Below are 24,428 nucleotides of genomic sequence, written 5' to 3'. Positions count from 1 at the left end.
CTCAGCTAACGAGGGAGCTGTGCCCAATTGCCAGGGCGGTCACGAGCATGCCCAGCACCAGGAAGGGTTGGGCGCTTGCCTGGTATTTGACATCGAAGGCGACCGGATCACGCAGCAGCCAGATGTCCTGGAAGGTGATCTGGGGAATGATCAGCAGCACCAACAACACGGCCGCGAAGTGTTGGCCGATGGCGATCAGTACGGCCACCATCGCCAGCTGAAACACATCGATCATGCCGGCGCTGATCCAGCTGGCTTTCTCGATACCGAAAGCCACCGGCAGGGATTGCAGGCCCATGGCCCGGTCGCCCTCGACGCTCTTGAAGTCGTTGACCACGGCGATGCCCAGGCCTGCTAGGGAGTAGGCGAGGGTGAGCAGGGCAGTGGTCCAGGTGAGCTGGCCAAAAAGAGCCTGGCCGGCCCACCAGGGCAGGGCGATGTAGCTGGCGCCCAGGGCGTAGTTGCCCAGCCAACCGTTTTGCTTGAGCTTCAGGGGCGGAGCTGAATAGATAAAGCTCACAAAGGAGCCGCCCAGGGCCAGCAGCAGCAGCACCGGGGTGGTGTGCGCGGCCCAGAGATCAAGGCCGTAGGCCACTCCAAGCCCTGATAGCAGCAGGATCCAGATCTGGGCCTTCACCTGGCCCAAAGGAATCGCTCCTGAAGGAATGGGCCGGTAGGGCTCGTTGATCGCGTCGATTTCGCGGTCGTAGTAGTCGTTGATCGTTTGGGTGTAGCCGGCCAGCAGGGGCCCACTCATCAGCATGCAGGCGATCGAGGCGCCCACCTCGCTGAAGGTCCAGTGGAAATTGCCTGAGGCGGCAGCACCACACAACACACCCCAAATCAGGGGTATCCAGGTGACCGGCTTCATCAGCTGCAGCCGGATTTTCCAGATGCTGCTGGTGCCGCTGGCACCCTTCATGCCGAGCAGCTGACGGGCGCCGCCGCCGCTGGCCGCTTCGGGATTGGGGCTGTTGCTCAACGGCCTAGGCCTCAGGCGAGGGTGAGTTCGTCGTCAAAGAACCAGGCGATTTGACCACCGCTTAGCTCCACCACCACGCCGATGCCCTTGCCATCCACCGTGCGGAAGCCGGTCACGGTGCCGGTGGAATCAGCTTTAAGGGAATCGACCATCTCACTGGAGATGCGATCCCGAACCCGGGTGATCCGCACCTTCGAGCCGATGTTGATGGTGGCAGCCTGGGACATGGCCGGCGCGACTGGAAAGTGGCGCAACCTTAACAGTGCCTAACGGAGCCCCAGCCCATGGTTGCCAAGCGGATCATTCCCTGTCTCGACGTGGCCGACGGCCGGGTGGTGAAGGGGGTGAATTTTGTTGGGCTGCGCGATGCCGGTGATCCGGTGGAGCTGGCCTGTCGCTACAGCGCCGCTGGGGCCGATGAGCTTGTTTTCCTCGACATCGCCGCCAGCCACCAGGGCCGCGGCACCCTGGTGGAGCTGGTGCAACGCACCGCTGAGGCGGTCACGATCCCCTTCACTGTGGGTGGTGGCATCAGCAGCGTTGACGGCATCACCGCCCTGCTGCGCGCCGGCGCCGACAAGGTGAGCCTCAACTCATCGGCCGTGCGCGACCCCGAGCTGGTGGCCCGGGGCGCCGAGCGCTTTGGCTGCCAATGCATCGTGGTGGCCATCGATGCCCGGGCCAGAGCTGGTGGGGGGTGGGATGTGTACGTCAAAGGTGGCCGCGAGAACACGGGCCTCGATGCGGTGGCCTGGGCCCGGCAGGTGGTGGCCCTCGGGGCTGGCGAGATCCTGCTCACCTCCATGGATGGTGATGGCACCCAGGCGGGCTACGCCCTGGAGCTCACCCGCGCCGTGGCCGATGCGGTGCCGGTGCCAGTGATCGCCTCCGGTGGTGCCGGCTGCATCGACCACCTAGCTGAGGCCCTCGACCCCGGTCCGGCGGGTGGCCATGCCTCGGCAGCCCTATTGGCTTCCTTGCTCCACGATGGCATCCTCAGTGTTGAGCAGATCAAAATTGAGCTGCTGCGCCGCGGTTTGCCGATCCGGCCCCTCGCATCGAGTTGTTAAGCGTCGTTACATTGCTTAAAGACCTTCACTTGGCCCGGCCAGCACTTGTTTTCCGCCCTTCCCGTACTGCCGCCTCCCGCCTCTACCGCAATTGCCCTCGGCATGGTGGCGGCTGTGGTGGCTTTGATTGCGTGGGCCCTGCAGCTGATGCAGGCCGCCAGTGATCGCAGGGAATTTTCGTTGATGCTGGCTGGTTGCATGGTGTGCTCAGCTGCAGTTGGCCTGGCCACCGTGATGGTGCTCACCTTCACCAGCCCCAGCTTGCTGCCTGCTGTGGATGCGGGCATCAGCCTCGATTCGATCGTGTTGCCCTGGGATGGCGAGCTTTAGGCCCGGAGATCCGGAGGCGGTTCAGGAGCTGTTCGAGCAGATCGCGCCCCGCTACGACCAGCTCAACGACCTGCTCAGTTTTGGCTTGCATCGCCTCTGGAAACGTCAGGCGATTGCTTGGTTGCATCCCCAGCCTGGCCAGCATCTTTTAGATCTCTGTTGCGGCACCGGCGATCTGGCCCTAGTGCTGGCTTCCCGGCTGCGGCCGGGTGGCAGCGTGCTCGGCATAGATGCGGCCGCTGCCCCCCTGGCAGTCGCGGCCCGGCGGGCCGCCGCCCAGCCCTGGCTAGCGGTGAGCTGGCAGCAGGGGGATGCCCTGGCCACCGGTTTGGCGAGCGCTAGTTGCGATGGGGCCGTGATCGCCTACGGGTTGCGCAACCTCGCTGATCCAGGGGCAGGCCTGCTGGAGTTGCGGCGACTTTTGCGCGATGGCGGCCGCGCCGCAGTGCTTGATTTCAACCGCCCCTCTGGGGCGGTTGCGAGCTTCCAGCGCTTTTATCTACGCCGGTTGGTGGTGCCCACCGCCGAGCGGTTCGGCATCCCCGAGCACTACGCCTACCTGGAGGAGAGCCTGCAGCGCTTCCCCACCGGCTCCGAGCAGCAGCAGCTGGCGTGGCGGGCGGGCTTCAGCCAAGTGAGGCATCGGCCCCTGGCCGGAGGCCTGATGGGTTTGCTGGAGCTGGTGGCCTGATCTGGGTCAATACCGTGCCCAAAAACGCTCTTTGGCCTAGTATTTATGGATAAATGCGATAGCCATAGGGCTTTGGAAAAGTTTTTTATCCAACCCATTATTGATTTGGTCTCCGGTCGCGTCTGCGGGGGTGAAGTTTTATGGCGCCCCAACGACGCCCCTCCTAGTAGCGAAGATATCCAGGCCTTAGAGGAGGAAGCGTCTCTAAACATCGCAGTCACCCAGGACTCTTTCATTTTCGCTCTGCAGGCTCTCGAGCGGATGCAGTCAAACGTATGGCTGTCTGTCAACCTCTCCTGCCAGTACATCGGATCCGGCAAGAGGTTTTTCCGGCCGATCTCCACTGCGGTCGGAGACCTTGACGCTCTCCGCCGGAAGGTGGGTCGTCGGCTTGTGGTGGAGGTCACTGAGCGAGGGGTTGCGGGCCATCATGAGTCTGCGTTTATCAATGAACTCGCCTCGCTGCATTCCATTGCTGTTGACGACTTCGGCACTGGCGATGCGCCCCTCTCTCACATGCTGAATCTCAACTTCAGCAAGGTGAAGGTTGATCGTTCGATCGTTTCTGGCATCGATGCCGATTCGTACCGCCAGCGCTTCCTCAAATGGCTGGTTTCTGGTTGTCACGCCATCAATGTCGATGTCTGCGCCGAGGGCGTGGAAACGGAATCGGAGGCCACTTTCCTGCGCCGCATCGGCGTCAACCAGGGTCAGGGCTGGCTGTGGAGCAAGGCCATACCTGCTGACCAGTTTGAAGATCTCACCGTGCCCAGCGAAGCCGTCACCGAGTCGCTAGGCCGCATGCTCAACGCCTCCTGAGCTCTGTGGGGGATCGCTCAGGACTGCCGCCATCGACAATGGGCTGATGATCCGGCCCTCGGCTTCGTGAATTTCCAGGACATCATCAGCACCCTGAACCGCTTCTGGGCCGACCAGGGCTGCCTGCTCCTGCAGCCCTACGACACCGAAAAGGGCGCCGGCACCATGAGCCCCCACACGGTGCTGCGGGCGATCGGGCCCGAGCCCTGGGCCGTGGCCTACCCCGAACCCTGTCGCCGCCCCACCGATGGCCGCTACGGCGACAACCCCAACCGGGCCCAGCACTACTTCCAATATCAGGTGCTGATCAAGCCCAGCCCCGATGGCATCCAGGAGACCTATCTGGCCTCGCTGGAAGCCCTGGGCATCCGCGCCAAGGATCACGACATCCGCTTCGTCGAAGACAACTGGGAATCGCCGACGCTGGGCGCCTGGGGCGTGGGCTGGGAGGTGTGGCTAGATGGCATGGAGGTCACCCAGTTCACCTATTTCCAGCAGTGCGGCGGCCTCGACTGCCGGCCGGTGTCGATTGAAATCACCTACGGCCTCGAGCGCCTGGCCATGTATCTCCAGGATGTGGAGAGCATCTGGGATCTCAGCTGGAACGGCGAACGCTCCTACGGCGAGATCTGGCTGCCCTTTGAAAAGGGCCAGTGCACCTACAACTTCGAAGCCTCCAACCCCGAGCGGCTCAAGCAGCTGTTCGCCATCTATGAGGCGGAGGCGGCCGATCTGGTGGCCAAGCAGCTAGCAGCTCCAGCCCTGGATTTCGTGCTCAAGTGCAGCCACACCTTCAACCTGCTGGAGGCCCGCGGCGTGATCTCGGTCACGGAGCGCACCGCCACGATCGGTCGCATCCGCACCCTGGCCCGTCAGGTGGCGGAGGCCTGGCTGGCCGAACGGGAAGCCCTCGGTTTTCCGCTGCTGAGTGAGGCCAAGCGCCCCGTGGTGGTGTGAAGAAGCTGCTGCAGCGCAGCTTGCTGGTGGTGGTGCTGGCCGGCGGCAGCTTCCAGTTGGGGCGCCTGAGTGAGCGGGCCGTGTGGCCCTGCCGGCTGCGCCCGGTGGCCAAGCTGGTGGCACCCCTAATGGGCCAGGAGATGCCGAGCCGGGAGCTCTGCGAGCTGCTGCTGCAGCTTCCGCGCCTCTAACTCCAGCCCGTGTGGGAACCCTGGCTGGGTTCGTGCGGAGTGACCTGTGGCCTGTTGTGGGGGTGGGGCGAACACTGCCGGCGCAGCCAGGCTGCGCCTGAAGCCGCTTTTGTGGGGCCTGCTTTTGGCCCTGCTGCTGCTGCTGCGGGTGGGCTGGCTGGCCTTCACGCCGCTCCAGCCGGCGGCTGGTGATCCAGTGCTTCAACTCCAGGCAGCAGCTGGCCCGCTGGAGCTGACGCTGCGGGGCACCCTGCTCAGTGATCCGGTGCCTAGCGGTGATGGCTGCCGGGCCCTGCTGCAGCTGCCCGTGGGCCGCACCGAACTGCGCTTCGGCCAGTGCCCGGAGCTGCAGCAGGGTTGGCGCCTGCAGGTGCAGGGCCGCTTGCGGCGCCCCCAGGTGTCGCCCCATCCGCTGCTGGCCGCACCGGCAGAGCGACTGGCGCGCCAGGGAAGTTTCAGCCAGCTGCAGGTGCAGGATTTTGAGGTGCTGCAGCGTGCGCCAACGCCGGTGGCAGACCTGCGCCGCCGCATGGCCCAGGCGCTCGTGCAGCATGCCGGCCCAAACAACGGCAGCGTGCTGGCTGCCCTGGTGCTTGGTAGCGCCGTGGTGCCCGTGCCGGCGGAGCTGCGCGAGGCCTTTCGAGCAGCCGGGCTATCCCATGCCCTGGCGGCTTCCGGCTTCCATTTGTCGGTGCTGCTGGGCGTGGTGCTGCCCCTGGGCAAGCGCTTGCCGCGGCTGGGGCGGCTCACCTTGGCGGCGGCGGCGATGGGCCTGTTTGTGCTGCTGGCCGGCCCCCAGCCCTCGGTGCTCAGGGCGGTGCTGATGGGGGCCCTGGCCCTGGGGATTGTGGAGTGCGGCTACCGCGGCAGGCCCCTGGGCATCCTGGCCGCCAGTGCCCTGGTGTTGCTGCTGGCGCGGCCCGACTGGCTGCTCGATGTGGGCTTCCAGCTCAGCGTTGTGGCGACTGCTGCGCTGGTGGTGTCGGCCCGGCCGCTGGAGCTGGGCCTGCGCCGCTGGCTGCCGGGTTGGTTGGCCGTGGCCACGGCGGTGCCGCTGGCGGCTTCGCTCTACACCCTGCCGCTGCAGCTGCTGCACTTCGGCGTGGTGCCCCTTTATGCGGTGCCGGCCAATTTGGTGGTGGCGCCCCTGCTCACACCCCTCACCCTGGGGGCGATGGCCCTGGCCTGCCTGGCGGTGATACTGCCGCCGCTGCTACCGCTGGTCACCGCGCCCGTGGCCTGGCTCTCCAATGTGTTGGTGGCGGTGGTCAAGCTGTTTGCGGCGCTGCCCATGGCCCAGTGGCAATTGGGACGCCCCGCCCCGGGCCTGGTGCTGCTCTTCACTGTGGCGCTGCTGGCCCTGGTCTGGCCTGCCCTGGCCCGGCGCTGGCGCCTGCTGGGTGCTGCCCTGTTTGCGTTGGTGGTGGCGGTGCAGTTCAGATTGCTAAGTGCCGACCAGTTGTTGCTGGTGCACCAGGGAAGGCTGGATCTGCTGGTGGCGCGGCACCAGGGCCGGGCGGTGCTGGTGAGCAGTTCTGGTGATGGCTTCAGTTGCAGCCAGGCCAGCCAGCTGGCCCGGGGCCTGGGGGTGCAGCGCTACGACTGGGCCCTACTGCTAGATCCGCTGGCGCCCGAGCAGCCGCACTGCTGGCAGGGGCAGGCGGGCCTGGTGCTGGCCAGTGCCGATGGCAGTTTGCCGTTTCAGCCTGGTCAAAGGCTGGCTAGCCCTGGGCTTAGCGCCGCACCGGTGGCGATCGAGAGCCGGGCCATCCAGCTGCAGCTGGGCCGCTGGCGCTGGCTGCTGTTGCCCGACCGCCAGGCGCTCTGGGCCTGGCGGCAGCCCAGCGTGCAGCGCGGCCGGCTTGATGGCGTCTGGCTGGGTTTTGCGCCCTCCGCCCGCGAGCGCCGCTACCTCAAGGAGCTTGGCGCCAAGCGGCTCTGGTTCAGTGGCACCATCCCGGCCGGCTTGCCAGCGGCCTGGGCAGCCAGCGGTCCCAGTGGATACCTGCAGGCCGCCCTCGGCTGACCGATCCTTAGAGTGTTGTTGGCCCAGCGGGTCTTTGGAGAGGTGGCTGAGTGGTCGAAAGCGAACGACTCGAAATCGTTTGAAGGGAAACCTTCCGTGGGTTCGAATCCCACCCTCTCCGCTTTTACAAGTTTTCCGGCAGATTGCAAAATTCCCCTAGATCTCAAGGGGATTGGTGGAGTCATCAGTCGTTTTTGATGACACCCTCATTCACCAATCGGTTGTAGTGACACTGAATGGCGTCTTCCACGATGGAAGCGAGGGTGATGGGTTGATTGGTGCGCTGGCGGTGATGCTGGATTTCGGATACCAGTTTCATCGTGGCCTCACTGAGGCGGATACCGAATTGCTTGGGAGCATCGGTTTGAACCTCTGTGGGTTTCTGGGAAAAGGGGTTGGAGGGGCGAACTGCTTTGAGTTTCTTCCCGCTCAACACTGAAATTACTGTCTCAAATCACCAATATTGTGCGTTTGATACTCAAAAGCAATTATCTGGTAATTAGTTCGACAGCATCCGGTGATGCTGTCACCCCCATGGCAACCGTCTCCAGCGGTTGATCGGCTACTGAGTGGCGGAGAAGTCGGCTGGCATTGACCTGTGCTTCTTGCGACACACCTCTATTTAGAATTGCTTTAGAAATGGTGTTGTAAGCGGAGTCGGTATGGTTACAACTGGTTTCCCATCGCTTCTTGCCTTGGTTGCCCTGGTGGGATTTGTGGTGGTTCAAGCAGTGCTTAAGCTTGGTGCCTGACACTCTATTTCCTGCGCTAAGTACAGAAGTATAAGTAATACGTGCTTATTTGCCCTGCTATGGCGCTTGAGCTATAGTGCTTTTTATGGCAAAGCAAGTTCGTCTGACCCTTGCCAAGGCAATTGCTAAGGCAAATATGCGTCGTGCTGTGGCGGGCGAGAAGGCAATCACGATGAATGCCTTGGCAGTGGCGGCAGGAGTGGCGGCAACCACAATTACCCGACTGGCACGGAACGATCAGAAAGCGGCGTCAGCACTTTCTTTGGATCTGGCGGGGAAGGTGGTGACGGTGTTGGATTGCAGGATTGAGGATTTGTTGGAGGTTGTTGACGATTGAATTACTGATGCAAATAAGTTCTCTTTTTCCAATCACAGTTTTTGCCAAGTATTAGATTATTGCCCTTCCATTCGAATACCTTTTTCATCTTGAGGTTGAATGGGGGTTGAGTCGGGTCAAGGGTTCTGTAGTCTCCTGTTTTTATTTCTTTGTTGATTACGGGCGAAAATGGTTTGCGCATCTTTTGAAGAACTCTCCCGAAAGCAGATAGGCAAGGAATGTCATTAGTAATCAGCGCGTATTTGAAGCTTGGAAGAATTGATAGAACATCTTGAACTTTCTTTGTGTCTAAATGCATCAGTACGTCTTTGCAAACTAGTAGGTCGGCGGAGGGGAGCTCGCTATAGCTATCTGGAAGATTTGCAAAGGAGACCCCTGGCCGCGAGAATGAACGCTGATTATCTGCGATTACATTTTTAGAGGCATCGACGCCAATATATGTTGCGCCGCCAAAGTCTAAAAACTGGGAAAACTGCCAATCACCGCAGCCGAGGTCAATGATGGATTTAATATCATGTTGACGAATGAAGCCTTCGAGGAATATTTTGTAGGGTTCAGTTGCTTCAGGGGAGCTTCCGCCCCCAGAACCCTTGCCCCAGTATGAATTCTCGTAAATCTTATCAAAAATATCTGGATCGCCAAATTCAAAACTCATAAAAAGTTGGTCAATTCTGAGTCATTAATTTAGCACTTAGGATGATTCCATGCTTTCGTCTTCGGCTGACTTGAGACCTTTCCTCCCAGTCGCCTGAGCAACCATTGCGCCGCTCACTCTACCGCTGTTCCTTCTTCCAGATCCGATCTAGTGTTTTGCGGAACCCTTTATCGCTCAGCGTTTTGCCTGATCTCGCCTCCAAAGGTCGCTGACAGATTTTGGGATTTAGAACTGGTTGGAGGTGATTTTAATCCACAAGTTGATTAATTAAATTAAGCGCCCATCCCTAGGGTTTCAGCGGAGGCGAGGCGGCGTCCCAGCTCTTTATTGTGTGGCGCATCTTATGATTTCGGCGGAATTACAGTTTTGAGCAGAGTGGCGACTTCTTCGCATCGCGTTCCTTTTTTGAGCATCGGTTCAGAACTTCTTACCTCAACTACATATTCATCCGTCATGCCATTATTGGGAGATATAATGATATCTACTCGTGTATTCCAGGCGCACTTGCTTTTGTTGCCGTCCCTGGCATAGATGATCTTGCGGCTAGAGAATTCTGGGTCTAGTTCTAGATTATTTTCCTGCAGGCATATAAGAAGTTGCCGATTCACATCGACATGCTCTATGCAAGTAATCCACTGGTAAAGGGCCATCTTTTAGTTTAAGTTAACAGGCGCCCCTGTCCAACCCTTCCTTCTCATGTTGCCAGGAATACCATTTAAAACTTTTTTAAGATATTATGGTTTGCAAGCGCTTTCCTTTCGCCCAGATACGTTCCAGCGATTTGCGGAACTCCCCATCGCTCAACGGTCGAGCCAGGTCACGCCTCCAAAAGACGCTGCCGCTCCACCAGATTCTGATTCCTCAAGGGAACATCTGAGCCAGTGGTGTTCTGTGGCTGGGTGAGGCGCCTTGAGTGTGTCCGCATGAACACCTGCGGTAATCACGCCATGCCGTGAGTGTAAATGCCTAATAGCCTATGCAGGTCGTGATGAGCGACGGGAAGCATGTCCCTGGTGGAGTCGAACACGCCAGGGATTTTTTTGTGAACAAACCTTGCTACTGCTCGCGCTCCATGCCTCTGCCTGACTCAAATACCCCTCTATGGCGGAGTTCGACCCGTCCATAGGTCGAGGAAGTGGGCGGAAGTTTCTCTCCCGTCGCTGACGACCCGCTCCTCTCCCTTCGCTTGAGCACTTGATGAAGAGCGTCTTTGCTACTGGATCTGGTTACTGCAATACCATGATTCCATCAGGCAAATCGTGATACCTGCCATTCGGCATTGCCTTTGCTTTGAGTAAGATGAATGATATTTTCAAAGTCTTTCTCGTCCCGCCACCTTAGCTCAGCATTAATGCCTATATTGTCGGGCGAGATATTGTTATTTAGCCTTAAGCGTGCTGCAGCAAACTCCAATATTTTTAATGCGTGAGGCAGCTGGGCGGCCCATCGATGGTGCTTATGTTCGTATTTTATCTCTACTGTAAGATTTTTAATCGCAGCATCTAGCGCTGTCGGGTCGTCAATTAATTCTTCTTTGTTTTGCTGGCCGTCGACGCAAGTATTGGTATAGAAGTATATGCTTCCTTTGATTTCAGCTGCCTCTGAGATGCTATCGCTACCAATTTTGCCAAGAAGTTCCCTATTTTCTTCAATCGTCTCCTCATCAAGGCGACTTCCGAACTGCTTTGGAGCGCCTGGCTGTTCGTTCATTGCTGCTTGGTCGGGTGGTTGCAGTGTGGCAGTGAATTAAGGGGATTTCCCTTTCCTGCTTCCTGCGGCATCCTTGGGTTGATTTCCATCACTACTTATGATGAGGGACGACGATTTCTCTTTGATCGACGACGATGCCAATGATGGGGAGCGGCCTGTCTTTGATATGGGCACTGAGCACTGGCAGGAGGAAATTGATTTTCTGGAACAGCGTCTTCGTGGCGAGCAGGGCGATATTGATAAGGACGACAAGGAGACCTGTACGGAGGCACTGGCAATAGCCAAGGAGAACCTCGCCAATTGCTTAAAGCGTCAAAAGTGATATTCCTGTATTTTTAGACTTTGCATGTTGCCCATACCCTAATTCAGGGCTTGACAACTAATTGCTATTGATTTTGCGGCTCATGCACAGATATTCACTTTGCTGTATAGCGAACTGAATTCTTCTTTGCCTGAATCCATGGCATGGGCCATTGAATTGAGCACGTACTCAAGGTCTTCGGTGGCTAGCTCTCCGAGCGAATTCCAGTTTAAGGCAAACAGAATTGAAGAGTCCATGGCAGGGTATTGAGGCCACCCTGGTGCAAGGACGACTGATTTATTGTCTTCAAACCCTAACCCCATAAGCCGCCGGAAGGGGATTTCGGCACATCCCTTGGCCTTAAGAAAATAAGTAGCCGGCAGCTTGATGCTGCGCTAGTTCGTTTTGGCTCTGCTTTGATTTTGGCTTTAGTAGTTGTCGCCGTACTTGACTTCGGTAGATGCATTCATCAGCTCTACGGTCGTTTGAAAGCCCTGGGCTACGGTCACTTCGTGTTGGAGGCCGATATCCCTTAAGGCCGTTACGTCGTACTCAGGGGCGGTGATCCAGCTGAATCCTTTGCCAAATGTGTTGTCGGGGTTGACCACATACCAATGGCAGGCGGTGTCTGGGACTGCAACCGAGCATTTTGTCCAGTCGTTGTCCCATTGGGGAACTTGAACAAACGAAAGGGCGGCAAATAAGAATCCAAAGAAACTCAACAACATGACTGCCTTATGAAATCTTCATAATCTTACTATGGTTTGGTCGCTTTTTGTGGTTTCCCTGATCTGGGTTTGGCTTCAGTTGCCTAAATTTCCCATCGCTGATCTGCGCCCAGCCCCTGGAGATGCCTCACCACGAGAATCGCCCCACCAAAATCTGCCCTGTCTGTGAGCGATCTTTCCAGTGGCGGCGCAAGTGGAAGGATGTTTGGGATGAGGTGCGCTACTGCTCGGAAAGGTGCCGCCGGCAGCGCAGCGCCAAGGGGGTTTAGAGGATGAGGCCTACCTTTGTGAAGCTTGAGCTGGGTCTGGTTTCCAAGCCCCAATTCGACGCGGTGATCCCAGCCCACCTGGCCTGGCTGGCAGAGCTGGAGCGCAAGGGCCATGAGCCCCGCAGCGGTTATTGGGCCGATCGGGTCGGCCGCAGTGGCGATGGGGCTGGCGGCATGTTGCTGTTTAGGGCCGCCAGTTGGGAAGAGGCCGATGCCCTTGTTCGAACAGATCCGCTGATCGTCCAGGGATGCGTCAGCTGGACGCTGCATCAATGGGCCCTGGTGTTTCCGCCAGCAGACCTAGCTGTGAAACAGCAACACCAAGCCTGAATTGAGCTGGTGAAACTCCCGCTCTTCGCGACTTAGATCGAGCCCAACCTGCAGACCTTCCTTGAGGGCATCCTCGTAGGGAGGAGCAGTGGGCGCTGCCCCGGCCTGCCACAGGGCTGCAATTCCCACAGGCGTGGCGTGCCAGCGAAAGCAAGGGGTCAGGCCGATGTTCGGCTCCTTGAGGGCATCTTCGAGCAGCTCGCGAATCGCCATGGTCTCAGTGATCTGCGCGCAGCTTCGGCAGGGGCTTTGGCGGCGGCAATCAGCTGAGAGTTTTCGTGATGAACGCCCCCGCCGCGGCTGCGGTGAGCCACAGCAACTCAAGCCGCCGATTCAGTTGCAGCATTTGCAGCACCGCGGCCTGATCTGGTGCCGGCAGGCCAGCTGCCAGCAGGGGCTTTTGGCGTATTTGGCCGCCATAGCTATTGCTGCCTCCCAGCCGCACTCCGATGACGTGGGCATAGGCGGCCTGGGATAGGCCCGCATTGGGTGAGGGGTCGGCGGCGCCATCGCGCCGGGCCGCTGCCAGCACCCCGAGGCAGCGGCCGGGCTGGCCAGCCGCCAGCGGCAGGCTCATCGCCACCAGCCGGCAGGGCAGCCAAACCAGTAGGTCGTCTAGCCGGGCGCCGGCCGTGCCCAGCCAGCGCAGCCGGCCGCGCCGGTAGCCAAGCATCGAATCGAGCGTGCTGGCCGCCTTGAAGCCCCAGGTCAGGGCCAGGGGGCCGGGCCATGCGGGGTTGAGGTTCCACAGCCCAGCCCCCAGCAGCATCCAAAACAGTGGCGCAAACAGACCGTCCACGCCGTTCTCGCTGGCCGTTTCTGCCAGGGCTCGCAGGATTTCCGGGGCGTCTAGATCGGCCGTGTCGCGGCCCACTATCCAGGCAAGGGCCTGGCGGGCAGGCTGGAGGGCCTGGCCTGCCTGGTTCTGTACAGGCTGTTCGGAATTAGGGAGAGCTTTCAGCACCCCAACCACCGCCTGCTCGAGGCTGCGGCCGGCCAGGGCGCTGGCCAAGGCCACCACCAGCAGGGGCGTGGGGGCCAGCTGCTCCACGGCCCAGCCGGCCAGGCCGCTGCCGCCCACCAACACCAGCGTGATTAAGCCCCCCGCCAACCGCAGCTTCCAGGCTCTTGTGCCCGCCCAGGCTTCAGCGCCGCGGCGCAGCATGCTGATCCACCAGCCCATTACCACCACTGGATGGGGGCACCAGCGCGGGTCCCCCACCAGGCGATCGAGGCCGCAGGCGAGGGCAACCAGCAGCAGGGGCTGGATCAGGCCGCCTTCAGCCAGCTGAACATCGAGCGCAGGCCCGTGCCCACCTGCTCGATCGGATGCTGGGCATCGCGCTCGCGGATCTTGGTCATCTCAGGCTTGCCGGCATCGCACTCGGCCACGAAGTTGCGGGCGAAGGTGCCGTCCTGGATGTCGGTGAGGATGCGCTTCATCTCCGCTTTGGTGTCGGCGGTGATCAGGCGCGGGCCGCTCACGTAGTCGCCGTATTCGGCGGTATTGGAGATCGAATCGCGCATGGCCGTCAGGCCGCCTTTCACCATCAGATCGACGATCAGCTTCACCTCGTGCAGGCACTCGAAGTAGGCCAGCTCGGGCTGATAGCCCGCTTCCACCAGGGTCTCGAAGCCGGCTTTGACCAGCTCGGAGAGGCCGCCGCACAGCACGGCCTGCTCACCGAAGAGGTCGGTTTCGGTCTCTTCTTTGAAGTTGGTCTCCAGGATTCCAGCTCTGGTGCCGCCGATCCCTTTGGCATAGGCCATGGCCAGCTCGCGGGCGTGGCCAGAGGCATCCTGCTCAATTGCAAACAGGGCCGGCACACCCATGCCGTTCTGGTATTCCCAGCGCACGGTGTGGCCGGGGCCTTTGGGGGCGATCATCACCACGTCCACATCGGCCGGGGGTTTGATCAGCTCGAAGCGGATGTTGAAGCCGTGGGCGAAGCTCAGTACCTTGCCGGCGCTGAGGTGCGGTGCGATCTCCTTGTCGTAGACGGCCTTCTGGAACTCATCGGGCAGCAGCACCATGATCCAGTCGGCCTTGGCGCAGGCGTCGGCGACGCTTAGCACTTCCAGGCCATCGGCCCTGGCCTTCTCGGCCGAGCGGCTGCCTTCGTAGAGCCCAACTACGACGTTGACGCCGCTGTCCTTGAGGTTCAGGGCGTGGGCATGGCCTTGGGAGCCGTAGCCAATGATGGCAACCGTCTTGCCGTTCAGCAGGGAGAGGTCGGCGTCGGTGTCGTAGTAAAGCTTGGCCATCCGGGCTGTCTAGGCAGATCCAAAGACGAGTTTACGCAAACGACCTTCAGGCCTCACTGGGGTTGGCTATCACCCGGTCGATCAGGCCATACTCCTTGGCCTCTGCGGCGCTGAGGAAGTAGTCGCGGTCGGTGTCCTTCTCGATCTTCTCGAAAGACTGGCCGGTCATGTCAGCCATCGAGTGGTTGAGCATGTCCTTCATGCGCAGGATTTCCTTCGCCTCAATCTCGATGTCACTGGCCTGGCGCTGGCTAGTGCCGCCCAGGGGCTGGTGAATCATGATCCGGCTGTGGGGCAGGGCCAACCGCTTGCCTTTGGTGCCGGCGCCCAGCAGGAAGGCGCCCATCGAGGCGGCCAGGCCGACGCAGATCGTCACCACGTCGCTCTTGACGTACTGCATGGTGTCGTAGATCGCCAGGCCCGCGGTCACCGAGCCGCCGGGGGAGTTGATGTACAGGTAAATCGGTTTTGAATTGTCTTCCGAATCCAGATAGAGCATCTGGGCCACCAGGGCGTTGGCCACCGCATCGGTGACCTCCGAGCCGAGGAAGAGAATGCGCTCCACGCCCAGCCGGGTGTAGATGTCAACCCAGCGCTCGTATTGGCTGCCGGGCAGGCGGTAGGGAACGCTGGGGGTGCCGATGGGCATGGGTTTGGTTGGGGTGGTCGGTGGAGGGCGGGGTGCCTGAGGGCGGCTCAGCCCAGGCCGGCTGCCGTGGCCGGCGGAGCGGTTGGAAGGTCTTTTTGGCTGGTCAGTACCCGATCGATCAGTCCGTACTCCTTGGCTTCTTCAGCGGTGAAGTAGGTCATGCGATCGGAATCGCGGGATAGCTGCTCCACCGATTTACCGGTGTTGAGAGAAAGCATCTCCAGCAGAGTGCGCTTGTTGTGCAGCACCTCCTGGGCCCGGATCTGGATGTCGGTGGCCTGGCCGCGGGCGCCGCTGCGGGGCTGGTGCAGCACGATCGAGGCGTGGGGCAGGGCGGCCCGGTGGCCCTTGGTGCCAGCGCTGAGGATCATGGCTGCGGTGCCCATCGCCTGGCCGATGCAGATGGTGTGCACCGGCGGCTTCACGTAGCGGAGCGTGTCGGCGATGGCGAAGGCTTCGGTTTCAAAGCCAACGGCGTCGCCGGTGTACCAGCTGGTGCCGGTGGAGTTGATGTAGAAGAAAATCGGCTTCTCCGGGTTGTCAAACTCCAGGTAGAGCAGCTGGGCAATGATCAGCTCGGTGACGTCAATGCCCATTTGGCGCTTGGCGTCGTCGTCGCTGAACAGGGGCAAGCCCAGATAGACGATCCGCTCCTTCAGCAGCAGGCTGGGCAGATCGGGCGGCGGCGTGCGCATGGCCGCGGAATCGCCGTAGTAGGGGGCTGAAACCGACATCCGCGGTTAATGGAAGCAGGTGTCCGGAGCCTAGCGGGGGCCGTCCGCCTGCGGATTGGCCTTGCTGCGTTCTTGCCGTGGTTTGCGCTTGGCGGTGGCTTCCCCATTGGACTCGGCTGGGGCTCCGTCGCCCCGGGCGAAAACGATCCGGCCCGTTGGGTTTTGCAGGGCTCCGGTGACCACCACTGGCAGGCGCTCGCCAATGCGGCCCCGGGCGCCTTCCACCACCACCATGGTGCCGTCGTCGAGGTAGCCCACGCCCTGATCGGCCTCCTTGCCATCGCGGGCAATCTTGAGCAGCAGCTCGTCGCCAGGCTGCACCTCGGGCCGCAGGGCGATCACCAGCTCGCTGAGGTTGAGCACCTTGAGCTCTTTCACCTCAGCCACCTTGGCCAGGTTGTAGTCGGCGGTGAGCAAGGTGCCGCCGGTGTCGGCGGTGAGCAGCAGCAGCTTGTCGTCAACGCCGTTGCCCTCGTAGCGGGTGATGTTGACCACTAGGCGCCGGCCGTACTGCTCGCGCAGCTCGCTCAGCAGCTTGAGGCCGCGGCGGCCCCGGCCGCGCTTCTCGGCGTTGCCAGAGTCGGCCAGGGCCTGCAGCTCATCGATCACGCTCTGGGCCACGATCACCTGGCCCTCCAGCAGCCCTGAGGCGAGCAGTCCGCGGATGCGGCCATCAATGATCACGCTGGTGTCGAGGATCTTGGCGCTGGCCGGTTGCAGCACCCCATCGGCCACCAACATCGCCTCCGTGCTGCTGGGGTTAAACAGGCGCAGCAGGGTGCGGCCATGGACTTCGGCCAGGTTGTAGCCAGATACGCCGAAAAAGACGTTGCTCACCACCGCCGCCAGCGGTTTGACGAAGATCACCTCCCAGGGCAGGGGCAGCAGCAGGATCGGCGCAAGCAGCAAGTTGGCCACCAGCAGGCCGAGGATCAGACCCACGGCGCGGCTTACCAGCAGATCGGTGGGCATGGTGCGCACCTGCTGCATCAGCTTGCGCCGCAGCTGCTGGAAGAAAACTCCAGCGATCACTCCAAAGAAGGAACCGAAGCCGCCCAGCACCGTGCGCAGCCCTTCTGGCTTGTCCACCTGCAGCAGCAGCTGCTCGGGTAGCAGGTCTACCCCCAGCCAGCCGGCGGCAGCGCCAGAGATCACAAACAGGATCAGGATGAGGGAGTTCACCATTCCCGTCGTGCGTGGCTACCCAGCTGATCTGGCCTGCAGCATGCCTGATTTCGGTGCCCTTGGCCTGAAGGGGTTTCCGCACTTGTCGTTGTGACTGCCCAATTTCCCCATCCAGTTTCAATCCCAGAAGGGGTTCCAGGCCCGGCAGTCGCCCAGCCCTGGCCGCCGCGCAGTGCCTATTTGCACATCCCTTTTTGTCACCGGCGTTGCTTTTATTGCGACTTTCCTGTGGTGCCCCTTGGCGACCGTGCCAGCGGCGAAGCGCCGGCGCCGGGGTCGGCCTCGATTGCGGCCTACCTCAGCCTGCTGCTGCAGGAGATTGCCGCCTCGCCCCCCGGCCCACCGCTGTCCACGGTTTATTTCGGTGGCGGCACGCCCTCGCTGCTGACGCCTTCCCAGCTGGAGGCCCTGCTGGCGGCTCTGAGCTGCCGGTTTGGCTTGGCTCCCGGAGCTGAGATCAGCCTGGAGCTTGATCCAGCCAGTTTTGACCAGGATCGCCTGGCGGGCTATCTGCAGGCCGGGGTAAACCGGGTGAGCTTGGGTGGCCAGAGCTTTGACGATGCCGTGCTCGCCGGCCTGGGTCGCCGCCACCGCGGCGCGGACCTGCTGGAGGCCGCCGGCTGGCTGGCCCAAGCCCTGGCCGGAGGGGCCCTCAGCAGCTGGAGCCTGGATCTGATCCAGGGGCTGCCGGGTCAGGACCTGGGCCAGTGGCGCCACCAACTGCGCCAAGCGATTGCCCTGGCACCGCCCCACCTCTCCGTCTACGACCTCACCTTGGAGCCCGGCACCGTGTTTGCCCAGCGTCACGATCGCGGCCAGCTGCAGCTCCCCGATGCCGACCTGGGCGCCGACTTGATGGAACTCACCTGGGCCGAGCTCAGCGCCGCTGGCTACGGCCACTACGAGATCTCCAACTACGCCCTCCCCGGACACGCCTCTCGCCACAACCGCGTCTACTGGAGCGGCGCCGGCTGGTGGGGCTTTGGGATGGGAGCCACCGCGGCACCCTGGGGTGAGCGGCTGGCCCGGCCGCGCACCCGCGAGGCCTACGCCGACTGGTTGGCCCAGCCGGGCTCGCCGCCCGCTAGCCCTGGCCCGGCTTGCCCAGGCATGCCGCTGGATGAGCGCTTGCTGGTGGGGTTGCGCCGCCGCGAGGGGGTTTCCATGCCCGCCCTGCTGGCCCAGGTGGGGCTGGGGCCAGAGGCGCTTGCGGCCTTGCGCGGCCGCCTGGAGCTGTGGACCAGTGAGGGGCTGCTGCGGATTGAGGGGCCCCGCTGGCGACTCAGCGATCCAGCTGGCCTGGCCCTCAGCAATGGGGTGCTGCGGGAGCTACTGGCTTGGTGGCAGGAGCAGCAGCAGTTGCCTGGGCAGGGTGCCGCTGGCTGGCGATCCAGCCCTGCAGCGCTGCCACCCCCAGGGCCCGACCCTGCAGCAGTGGCGAGCTGAAGGGGGGCTGGCGGCTGGTGAGCCCCAGCAGGTCTGCCGTGACCCGAACCTGGCCATCACAGCCCTCGCCGGCGCCAATGCCAATCACCGGCAGATCCAATTCCTGTTGCAGCAAGGCGCCCAGCTCGGCGGGCACGTGTTCAAGCACCAGGGCGAAGCAACCCGCTGCCTGCAGGGCCAGGCCTTGGCGCCGCAGCCGCTCGCGGCTGACCTCATCGTTGCCCTGGCGGCGGTAGCCCAGCCGATGCACCGACTGGGGAATCAGGCCGATGTGGCCCATCACCGGGATGCCGCTGCGCACCAACCGGTCGATCACGGCCAGGGTTTCAGGCTCGGCGCCTTCAAGTTTCACGGCGGCGGCGGGGGTTTCCTTGAGCACCCGGCCGGCGGCGGCTACCGCGTCGTCTGGGCTGCACTGGTAGCTGAGGAAGGGCAGATCACAAATAAGCAGGGGCATCTGCTCCGGGCTGCAGCTGCTGGCTAGGCCGCGGGCCGTGGCCCGGGTGTGGTGCAGCATCTCCTCGAGGGTCACCGGCAGCGTGGTGGCGTGGCCCAGCACGGTCATCGCCAGGGAATCACCCACCAGCACCGCATCAGCGCCGGCCTCGGCCACCAGAGCGCCCGAGAGGGCATCCCAGGCCGTAAGCATCGTGATCGGCAGGCCAGCCCGCTTGCGGCTCGCCAGATCAGCGGGGCGCAGGGGCACGGGCTTCGGTGCGAGGGATGCCATTGCTAACATCTAATCGACTCGGACCCATGCGGCTCCGACGCCCAAATCTGGTCAGGACCGGAAGGGAGCAGCCACACGGGATGCTCAGGGCAGGCGTGGAATCCGGGTCACCCCAATCACAAACCGCTAGCTAGCTGTCCTGGCTCTGGCGGTTGAGCAGGAAGGTCGGAATTTTGGCGCCCCGTTCCTCCTGGTTGCTTCTGAACAGGGGGGTGCCGGCAAAGCTGACCACGGTGCGCTCGGTGCGGTAAGGGGCGCCGCTCTCAAAGCCGGTGGCGATCACGGTCACATGGATTTCTCCCTCGAGGCGTTCATCCACCACGGCACCCACAATGATGTTGGCGTCAGGATCGACAACCTCGTAGATCACTTCAGAGGCGGTGGTCATGTCCTCGAGGGTCATGTCTTTGCCGCCGCTGATATTGATCACACAACCCTTGGCACCGTCGATGCGGGCCGATTCCAGCAGGGGGCTGCTCATCGCCGCCTGAGCCGCCTCAAGGGCGCGGGAGCGGCCTGAGCCCACACCGATGCCGAGCAGGGCGGTGCCGGCGCCAGCCATCACCGAGCGCACGTCGGCGAAGTCGACGTTCACCAAGCCAGGCCTGGTGATGATGTCGCTGATGCCCTTAACGCCCATCCGCAGCACGTCATCGGCGGCGCGGAAGGCCTCTTGCAGGGGGGCACCGGCAATGGCATCGCGCAGGCGATCGTTGGGGATCACGATCAAGGTGTCCACGCTTTCGGCCAGCCGGGCAATGCCCTCTTCAGCCTGACGCAGCCGCTTGCGACCTTCAAACCCGAAGGGCTTGGTGACGATGCCTACGGTGAGGGCGCCAACTTCTTTGGCGACCTCGGCAAGGATTGGTGCAGCGCCGGTGCCGGTGCCGCCACCCATGCCAGCGGCGATGAAAACAAGGTCGGCACCCTGAAGCGATTCCTGCAGTTCGGCCCGGGACTCTTCCGCAGCCTTTTGGCCGATTACCGGATTACCGCCGGCACCCAGGCCGCGAGTCAGTTTTTGTCCGAGCTGGATGCGCTTCTGCGATGCCGACTGCAGCAGCGCCTGGGCGTCCGTATTAAGCACCCGGTAGCCCACACCCTGGAGGTCGGAGGCAATCATCCGGTTCACCGCATTGCTGCCGCCACCGCCGACCCCGATCACTTCGATGCGTGCCGACTGGCTCGGTACGATTTCGCCAGACGCACCCCCCAAGGACGGTTCGTTCACAGGCTGGACACCGTTGTATTGGGAAAAGCTTTCAGGCATTGCGGCATCGGGAGAGGCGGTGCGATCAATCTGCGGCTGCATTATGACAACGTTTGCATGCCTGTATTAGGCGAGTTTCTCACCTTTACGGGTTTCCTGGCGCATCTCTGCTGGATTCCTCACGGCGAACTGACTGCGGCCGCCCGGCTAGGGGTGAAAGGCAGTCCCAGTTCAGGTTGTTCCGGATCGCTGAGATCGATGGATTGCAGCTGGCGCCCCTTCACCTTTGCCGGCAGTTCCTGTTGCAGGTGCTCCAGCACCTCCAGGCGCCGCTCCAGCTGGGCATCAGCCGGCCCGAGGCGCACCTTGCCGAGCCGCTTGCTCTGCAGCCAGAGGCTGCTGTCTGGTTCAAAGCGGATCTGGCTGATGTCGCCACCAAGCCGCCCCCGTTGTTCGAGCACCAGGGCGAGGGCCGGGCGGTAGCGGGCCTGCCAACCCAGCACCAGCAAGCCGGCACTGGCTTTGGCCGCGGCCCTCTGGCCCTGGCCCATGCTCATCCAGTGGCCGAGTCGATCGACATAGCCCTGCTCGCTTCCCTTGGAGGTGCGTCGCTGGGCCCGGGCTACCGCCTGGCGGTCGACCAGTTCAACCCGCAGCCGCGGCGGTGCCATCAGCCGACTGACCTGCACCTGTTCCACCGGCAGGGCACTGGCCAGCGACTCGGCGATGCGTTTGGGGTGCAGGCCCAGCAGGGGTTGGGGAAAGGTCAGCCGGATGGCTTGCACCACCTGGTCGGTTCCCACCTGCTGGCTGCCCACCACCTCCACCTGGTCGGGGCCGGTTAGCACCCAGCCCTGGCGCAGCAGGCCGTAGCCCAGGCCGCCGGCGAGGGCTAGCAGCACAAGAAAACGCCAAAGATTGCGCAGTCGCTCTCGCTGCCGCTGCTGGCGCAGTTGGCGCCGTCGCTCCGATCCAGGTGGGGCAGGGGTGGTACTCACCGCAACAGGTTCCACTCCTGTCTCACAGCTCGCAGCGCGAGCGGGACATCAGCTCAGCGATCCAGCGGCGGGCCCGCTCCGCATCGGCGAAGGGCAGGTCTTTTTGTTCGCCACCTCCCACTAGGCGCAGGCGGCAAGCCCCCTGGCTCTCCTCGGTGAGGGGCGCCTCGCCCGAACCCAGCGACAGCAGCTCAACCAATTCGAGCTGCTTAATCACAAAAAAGTCGTCCTGCTTGAGCTGGCCGGCTTCGAAGGAGCACCAACTCAGCAGGCCATCCACCAGCCGGGCGCCGCCGCAGCTGTCGAGCTTGGCGAGCTCGGAGCCCTCGGCCCATTCGCGAAACAAGCGCTGCCGCCGTCGCTCGAGCCAGCCCAAGGCGGTGAGCAGCACGAACACCAAAAGCAGTGGCAGCCAAAGCAGGCCGTGACTCATGTCGAAGGGCCTCCGCTGAAAACTTGCAAGTGCCATTCTCGGGCCCCTTCAATCAATTCGCGCACCAAGGTGGGCAGCGTCACACCGGTGGCGGCCCAGAGCATCGGGTACATGCTCTGGCTGGTAAAGCCCGGCAGGGTGTTGATCTCGTTGAGCCACAGCTCGCCGCTGGCTTCGCAGAAGAAGAAGTCAACCCGCGAAAGCCCCATGGCACCAACTGCCTCACAGGCCTCGATCGCCATGGCCCGGCAGCGTTCAGCCACCGCCTCTGGCACCAGCGCCGGGATCACGGTGTGGCTTTTGCCCTCGCTGTATTTGGTGTCGTAGTCGTACCAATCAGCTTCAAAGCAGATTTCGCCCAGCACCGAGGCCTGCAGGGGCTGGTGGCCGCCGCCCCGCACGGCGCATTCCAATTCCCGGGCCGTGACCCCCTGCTCCACCACCAGCCGCGGATCAAGGGCGGCCGCAAGCTTTAGTCCGGCCTGCAGGCTGGGCCGATCAGTGGCCTTACTGATGCCCACTGAAGAGCCCAGGTTGGCGGGTTTAACGAAGCAGGGGTAGCCGAGCTGGCTCTCCAGCTGGTCGAGCAGGGCTGTACCGCCGCTCGCCACCGCGCTGGCCGACACGCAGGCATAGGGCACCTGGGGCAGGCCGGCGGCGGCGAAGGCGGCCTTCATCGCCTGCTTATCCATGCCCACCGCCGAGCCCAGCACCCCCGAACCCACATAGGGAACCTGCATCAGGGTGAATAGCCCCTGGATCGTGCCGTCTTCGCCGTTGGGGCCGTGCAGCACCGGCAGCCACACATCAATCTCCAGGGCGCCTGGGGGTAAGCCCCGAAATCCAGGCGGCGGCAGCGGTTGGGGCAGTTGCTCGGGCCGGGCCGGGCTGCCCTGGCGCAGCACAGCATCGGCCAACTCAGCTCCCCACCAGCGCCCTTCGGGGTCGATGTAGAAGCAATGCAGCGCGTATGAAGACGCGTTTTCGGCATCCCGCACGGCGGCAGCCACCGTGGCGGCGGAACGGATTGACACGGCGTGTTCGCCGGAGGCTCCCCCAAAGATCAGACCAACGGCGATGGGGGTGGGAGTCATGCCAGCCGGTACGCGGCCCAGGGGGCCCAAAACTCAGGCCAGTTTGCCGCTCAAGGAGAAGGCGCGCACCTCTTCGATTTGGACCGTCACTAGGTCGCCCGGTTTGATCGGGCTGCCATCGAGGTTTTGGCCGGGGAAAAAGGTGAGCCGGTTGGTGCGGGTGCGGCCCATCACCTGGTTGGAGTTTTTGGGATTGCTGCTTTCCACCAGGATCTCTTCACAGCGGCCGGCGTAGCGGTTGCTGCGCTGCTGGGCGGTGCGCTCCACCAGGGCGTTGAGCTCCTGCAGGCGCTCCACCTTCACCGCCTCGCTGAGCTGGTCTGGCCAGTCGGCCGCTGGGGTGTGGGGCCGCGGCGAGTAGGCGGCGGTATTGACCAGGTCGAAGCCGATCTCCTCAATCAGGGCCAGGGTGCGGCGGTATTGGGCGTCGCTTTCGCCCGGGAAGGCCACGATCGCATCGGCGCTGATGGCGGCATCGGGCATGCGCTCGCGGATGCGCTCAACGATGCGGCGGTAGCGATCCACCGTGTAACCGCGGGCCATGGCTTTGAGCACATCGTCGTCGCCGCTCTGGAAGGGCACATGGAAGTGCTCGCACACCTTGGGTAGGTCGGCGCAAGCATCGATCAGGCGCTCGGTGAAGTAGCGCGGGTGGCTGGTGGCAAAGCGAATCCGCTCAATTCCGGCCACGTCGTGAACGTGATGCAGCAGGTCGGTGAGGGTGTGGGCCCGGCGGCCCTCCGGGCTGATGCCGGGCAGGTCACGGCCGTAGGCATCGATGTTTTGGCCCAGCAGGGTGATCTCTTTAAAGCCGCGCGCCGCCAGGCCCTCCATCTCCAGCTTGATGGCGCCCGGCAGCCGCGACTGCTCCTGGCCGCGCACCGAGGGCACCACGCAGTAGGTGCAGCGTTCATTGCAGCCGTAGATCACATTCACCCAGCCGCATACCTGGCTATCTCGGCGAGCGGTGGTGATGTCTTCAAGGATGTGCTGCTCACCGGTGGCCAGCACCTGCTGACCCTGCTCCACCTGGGCCAGCAAGGTGTCCAGTCGGTTGGCGTGCTGGGGGCCCATCACCAGATCCAGCTCGGGCACGCGCCGCAGCAAGGATTCGCCCTCCTGCTGGGCCACACAGCCCGCCACCACCAGGGTGAGGTTGGGGTTGAGGCGCTTGCGTTGGGCCTGGCGGCCTAGGTAGCTGTAAACCTTCTGCTCGGCGCTATCGCGGATTGTGCAGGTGTTGTAGAGCACCAGATCGGCGCTGTGCTCGTCTGTCCCCTCCTGGTAGCCCATGGCTTCCAGGATCCCGGCCATGCGCTCGGAATCCGCCTTGTTCATCTGGCAGCCAAAGGTGGTGATCCAGTAGCTGCCGCGGGCGACGTTGGTGCTGAGGTTGGTGGCCGTCATGCAACTAGTTTCGGCCATCAGGGTTGGCGGCTGGCGGGCAAAGGGGCCTGGGCTGGTGTCCTGGAATCTGTACACGCTGTCCGGATTCCAGGACGGGTGCCAGACCCGTGTCAGCTTGAGAGCAGCGCC

The 24,428-nt window shown here is 62.6% G+C and carries 30 protein-coding genes, 1 tRNA gene, 1 other RNA gene and 1 pseudogene; 14 read left to right on the top strand and 19 right to left on the bottom strand.

Annotated elements, in window-relative coordinates:
- Position 1 precedes the first annotated feature (1 nt).
- Both chlG and petP read right to left on the bottom strand, forming a co-directional pair.
- Positions 2-922, bottom strand: coding sequence for a chlorophyll synthase ChlG (gene chlG / locus U9970_RS09570; protein WP_322766097.1), 921 nt, complete (start codon positions 920-922; stop codon positions 2-4).
- A 71-nt stretch (positions 923-993) separates the two neighbouring features.
- The gene (petP, locus tag U9970_RS09565; RefSeq protein ID WP_254960053.1) at positions 994-1,209 is read right to left on the bottom strand and encodes a cytochrome b6f subunit PetP; all 216 of its coding nucleotides are present in this window, start codon (positions 1,207-1,209) and stop codon (positions 994-996) included.
- Positions 1,210-1,266: 57 nt separating this feature from the next.
- Here petP and hisF point away from each other — a divergent pair, with 57 nt between their 5' ends.
- The 8 genes from hisF to U9970_RS09525 all read left to right on the top strand — a co-directional run bounded on the left by hisF (position 1,267) and on the right by U9970_RS09525 (position 7,187).
- The gene (gene hisF / locus U9970_RS09560; RefSeq protein ID WP_322764037.1) at positions 1,267-2,052 is read left to right on the top strand and encodes an imidazole glycerol phosphate synthase subunit HisF; all 786 of its coding nucleotides are present in this window, start codon (positions 1,267-1,269) and stop codon (positions 2,050-2,052) included.
- Positions 2,053-2,097: 45 nt separating this feature from the next.
- Positions 2,098-2,382 (top strand): hypothetical protein, encoded by a 285-nt coding sequence (locus U9970_RS09555; protein ID WP_322764036.1) that lies wholly within the window; start codon positions 2,098-2,100, stop codon positions 2,380-2,382.
- Entirely contained in the window at positions 2,369-3,073 is a 705-nt protein-coding gene (ubiE, locus tag U9970_RS09550; protein ID WP_322764035.1) for a bifunctional demethylmenaquinone methyltransferase/2-methoxy-6-polyprenyl-1,4-benzoquinol methylase UbiE, read from the top strand. The genes U9970_RS09555 and ubiE overlap by 14 nt, the downstream gene beginning before the upstream one ends.
- A gap of 72 nt (positions 3,074-3,145) precedes the next feature.
- Positions 3,146-3,892: an EAL domain-containing protein gene (locus tag U9970_RS09545; RefSeq protein ID WP_322764034.1), complete on the top strand. Its 747-nt coding sequence runs from the start codon at positions 3,146-3,148 to the stop codon at positions 3,890-3,892.
- A gap of 66 nt (positions 3,893-3,958) precedes the next feature.
- The gene (glyQ, locus tag U9970_RS09540) at positions 3,959-4,849 is read left to right on the top strand and encodes a glycine--tRNA ligase subunit alpha (protein ID WP_322764033.1); all 891 of its coding nucleotides are present in this window, start codon (positions 3,959-3,961) and stop codon (positions 4,847-4,849) included.
- Complete coding sequence (locus U9970_RS09535) at positions 4,846-5,040, top strand: hypothetical protein (RefSeq protein WP_322764032.1); 195 nt, start codon at positions 4,846-4,848, stop codon at positions 5,038-5,040. The genes glyQ and U9970_RS09535 overlap by 4 nt, the downstream gene beginning before the upstream one ends.
- Before the next feature lie 109 nt (positions 5,041-5,149).
- On the top strand, positions 5,150-7,066 hold the full coding sequence (locus tag U9970_RS09530; protein WP_322764031.1) for a ComEC/Rec2 family competence protein: 1,917 nt from the start codon (positions 5,150-5,152) through the stop codon (positions 7,064-7,066).
- Between the two features lie 36 nt (positions 7,067-7,102).
- Positions 7,103-7,187 (top strand) — tRNA-Ser (locus U9970_RS09525).
- A gap of 63 nt (positions 7,188-7,250) precedes the next feature.
- Here U9970_RS09525 and U9970_RS09520 read toward each other — a convergent pair.
- Positions 7,251-7,385 carry a hypothetical protein gene (locus U9970_RS09520; protein WP_322764030.1) on the bottom strand — a complete coding sequence of 45 codons (135 nt, stop codon included), beginning with the start codon at positions 7,383-7,385 and terminating at the stop codon, positions 7,251-7,253.
- A gap of 518 nt (positions 7,386-7,903) precedes the next feature.
- On the opposite strand from U9970_RS09520, the gene U9970_RS09515 reads away from it, so the two are divergent.
- A complete protein-coding gene (locus U9970_RS09515; RefSeq protein ID WP_322764029.1) occupies positions 7,904-8,155 on the top strand; it encodes a helix-turn-helix domain-containing protein in 252 nt (83 codons plus the stop codon).
- A 1-nt stretch (position 8,156) separates the two neighbouring features.
- Here the strand turns inward: U9970_RS09515 and U9970_RS09510 are convergent, their stop codons facing one another.
- The 3 genes from U9970_RS09510 to U9970_RS09500 all read right to left on the bottom strand — a co-directional run bounded on the left by U9970_RS09510 (position 8,157) and on the right by U9970_RS09500 (position 10,520).
- Positions 8,157-8,810, bottom strand: a complete 654-nt coding sequence (locus tag U9970_RS09510; RefSeq protein ID WP_322764028.1) for a class I SAM-dependent methyltransferase — start codon at positions 8,808-8,810, stop codon at positions 8,157-8,159.
- Between the two features lie 341 nt (positions 8,811-9,151).
- Entirely contained in the window at positions 9,152-9,460 is a 309-nt protein-coding gene (locus U9970_RS09505) for a hypothetical protein (protein ID WP_322764027.1), read from the bottom strand.
- A gap of 598 nt (positions 9,461-10,058) precedes the next feature.
- A complete protein-coding gene (locus U9970_RS09500; protein WP_322764026.1) occupies positions 10,059-10,520 on the bottom strand; it encodes a hypothetical protein in 462 nt (153 codons plus the stop codon).
- 100 nt (positions 10,521-10,620) lie between these two features.
- Between U9970_RS09500 and U9970_RS09495 the strand changes: the two genes are divergently transcribed.
- Positions 10,621-10,842 (top strand): hypothetical protein, encoded by a 222-nt coding sequence (locus U9970_RS09495; RefSeq protein ID WP_322764025.1) that lies wholly within the window; start codon positions 10,621-10,623, stop codon positions 10,840-10,842.
- Between the two features lie 407 nt (positions 10,843-11,249).
- On the opposite strand, the gene U9970_RS09490 is transcribed toward U9970_RS09495, so the two are convergent.
- The gene (locus U9970_RS09490; protein WP_322764024.1) at positions 11,250-11,549 is read right to left on the bottom strand and encodes a hypothetical protein; all 300 of its coding nucleotides are present in this window, start codon (positions 11,547-11,549) and stop codon (positions 11,250-11,252) included.
- Positions 11,550-11,671: 122 nt separating this feature from the next.
- On the opposite strand from U9970_RS09490, the gene U9970_RS09485 reads away from it, so the two are divergent.
- Entirely contained in the window at positions 11,672-11,818 is a 147-nt protein-coding gene (locus U9970_RS09485) for a DUF2256 domain-containing protein (RefSeq protein WP_322764023.1), read from the top strand.
- A 3-nt stretch (positions 11,819-11,821) separates the two neighbouring features.
- Entirely contained in the window at positions 11,822-12,148 is a 327-nt protein-coding gene (locus tag U9970_RS09480) for a YciI family protein (RefSeq protein WP_322764022.1), read from the top strand.
- Here U9970_RS09480 and U9970_RS09475 read toward each other — a convergent pair.
- Genes U9970_RS09475 through U9970_RS09450 form a run of 6 tightly spaced genes read right to left on the bottom strand, consistent with a single transcriptional unit; the run spans position 12,119 to position 16,981 of the window.
- Complete coding sequence (locus U9970_RS09475) at positions 12,119-12,361, bottom strand: hypothetical protein (protein ID WP_254935882.1); 243 nt, start codon at positions 12,359-12,361, stop codon at positions 12,119-12,121. The two genes, U9970_RS09480 and U9970_RS09475, sit on opposite strands and share 30 nt — an antisense overlap.
- A gap of 49 nt (positions 12,362-12,410) precedes the next feature.
- Positions 12,411-13,370 (bottom strand): CobD/CbiB family cobalamin biosynthesis protein, encoded by a 960-nt coding sequence (locus U9970_RS09470; RefSeq protein WP_322764021.1) that lies wholly within the window; start codon positions 13,368-13,370, stop codon positions 12,411-12,413.
- Between the two features lie 47 nt (positions 13,371-13,417).
- Positions 13,418-14,413, bottom strand: a complete 996-nt coding sequence (gene ilvC, locus U9970_RS09465) for a ketol-acid reductoisomerase (RefSeq protein ID WP_322764020.1) — start codon at positions 14,411-14,413, stop codon at positions 13,418-13,420.
- 46 nt (positions 14,414-14,459) lie between these two features.
- Positions 14,460-15,062 (bottom strand): ATP-dependent Clp protease proteolytic subunit, encoded by a 603-nt coding sequence (locus tag U9970_RS09460; protein ID WP_322764019.1) that lies wholly within the window; start codon positions 15,060-15,062, stop codon positions 14,460-14,462.
- A gap of 47 nt (positions 15,063-15,109) precedes the next feature.
- On the bottom strand, positions 15,110-15,796 hold the full coding sequence (locus U9970_RS09455) for an ATP-dependent Clp protease proteolytic subunit (protein WP_254941879.1): 687 nt from the start codon (positions 15,794-15,796) through the stop codon (positions 15,110-15,112).
- 30 nt (positions 15,797-15,826) lie between these two features.
- Complete coding sequence (locus U9970_RS09450) at positions 15,827-16,981, bottom strand: PIN/TRAM domain-containing protein (protein ID WP_322764018.1); 1,155 nt, start codon at positions 16,979-16,981, stop codon at positions 15,827-15,829.
- 120 nt (positions 16,982-17,101) lie between these two features.
- On the opposite strand from U9970_RS09450, the pseudogene hemW reads away from it, so the two are divergent.
- Positions 17,102-18,394, top strand: a pseudogene (gene hemW, locus U9970_RS09445) (radical SAM family heme chaperone HemW); the annotation flags it as partial.
- On the opposite strand, the gene panB reads toward hemW, so the two are convergent.
- Positions 18,288-19,127, bottom strand: a complete 840-nt coding sequence (panB, locus tag U9970_RS09440) for a 3-methyl-2-oxobutanoate hydroxymethyltransferase (RefSeq protein WP_322766096.1) — start codon at positions 19,125-19,127, stop codon at positions 18,288-18,290. The pseudogene hemW and the gene panB overlap by 107 nt on opposite strands.
- A gap of 45 nt (positions 19,128-19,172) precedes the next feature.
- Here panB and ffs point away from each other — a divergent pair.
- Positions 19,173-19,269, top strand: an RNA gene (gene ffs / locus U9970_RS09435) — signal recognition particle sRNA small type.
- Between the two features lie 18 nt (positions 19,270-19,287).
- On the opposite strand, the gene ftsZ is transcribed toward ffs, so the two are convergent.
- From ftsZ to miaB, 5 genes are all read right to left on the bottom strand, one after another.
- Positions 19,288-20,469 (bottom strand): cell division protein FtsZ, encoded by a 1,182-nt coding sequence (gene ftsZ / locus U9970_RS09430; protein WP_322764017.1) that lies wholly within the window; start codon positions 20,467-20,469, stop codon positions 19,288-19,290.
- A 77-nt stretch (positions 20,470-20,546) separates the two neighbouring features.
- Entirely contained in the window at positions 20,547-21,365 is an 819-nt protein-coding gene (locus U9970_RS09425; protein ID WP_322764016.1) for a cell division protein FtsQ/DivIB, read from the bottom strand.
- Between the two features lie 22 nt (positions 21,366-21,387).
- Positions 21,388-21,798, bottom strand: a complete 411-nt coding sequence (locus U9970_RS09420) for a hypothetical protein (protein ID WP_322764015.1) — start codon at positions 21,796-21,798, stop codon at positions 21,388-21,390.
- Positions 21,795-22,892, bottom strand: a complete 1,098-nt coding sequence (locus U9970_RS09415; protein WP_322764014.1) for a D-alanine--D-alanine ligase family protein — start codon at positions 22,890-22,892, stop codon at positions 21,795-21,797. The genes U9970_RS09420 and U9970_RS09415 overlap by 4 nt, the downstream gene beginning before the upstream one ends.
- A 33-nt stretch (positions 22,893-22,925) precedes the next feature.
- Positions 22,926-24,299 (bottom strand): tRNA (N6-isopentenyl adenosine(37)-C2)-methylthiotransferase MiaB, encoded by a 1,374-nt coding sequence (miaB, locus tag U9970_RS09410; protein WP_322764013.1) that lies wholly within the window; start codon positions 24,297-24,299, stop codon positions 22,926-22,928.
- Positions 24,300-24,428: the final 129 nt, after the last annotated feature.

The sequence above is a fragment of the Cyanobium usitatum str. Tous genome, assembly GCF_963920485.1.
Taxonomy (GTDB): Bacteria; Cyanobacteriota; Cyanobacteriia; order PCC-6307; family Cyanobiaceae; genus Cyanobium_A; species Cyanobium_A usitatum_A.
This window is presented reverse-complemented; position numbering and strand designations above follow the sequence as displayed.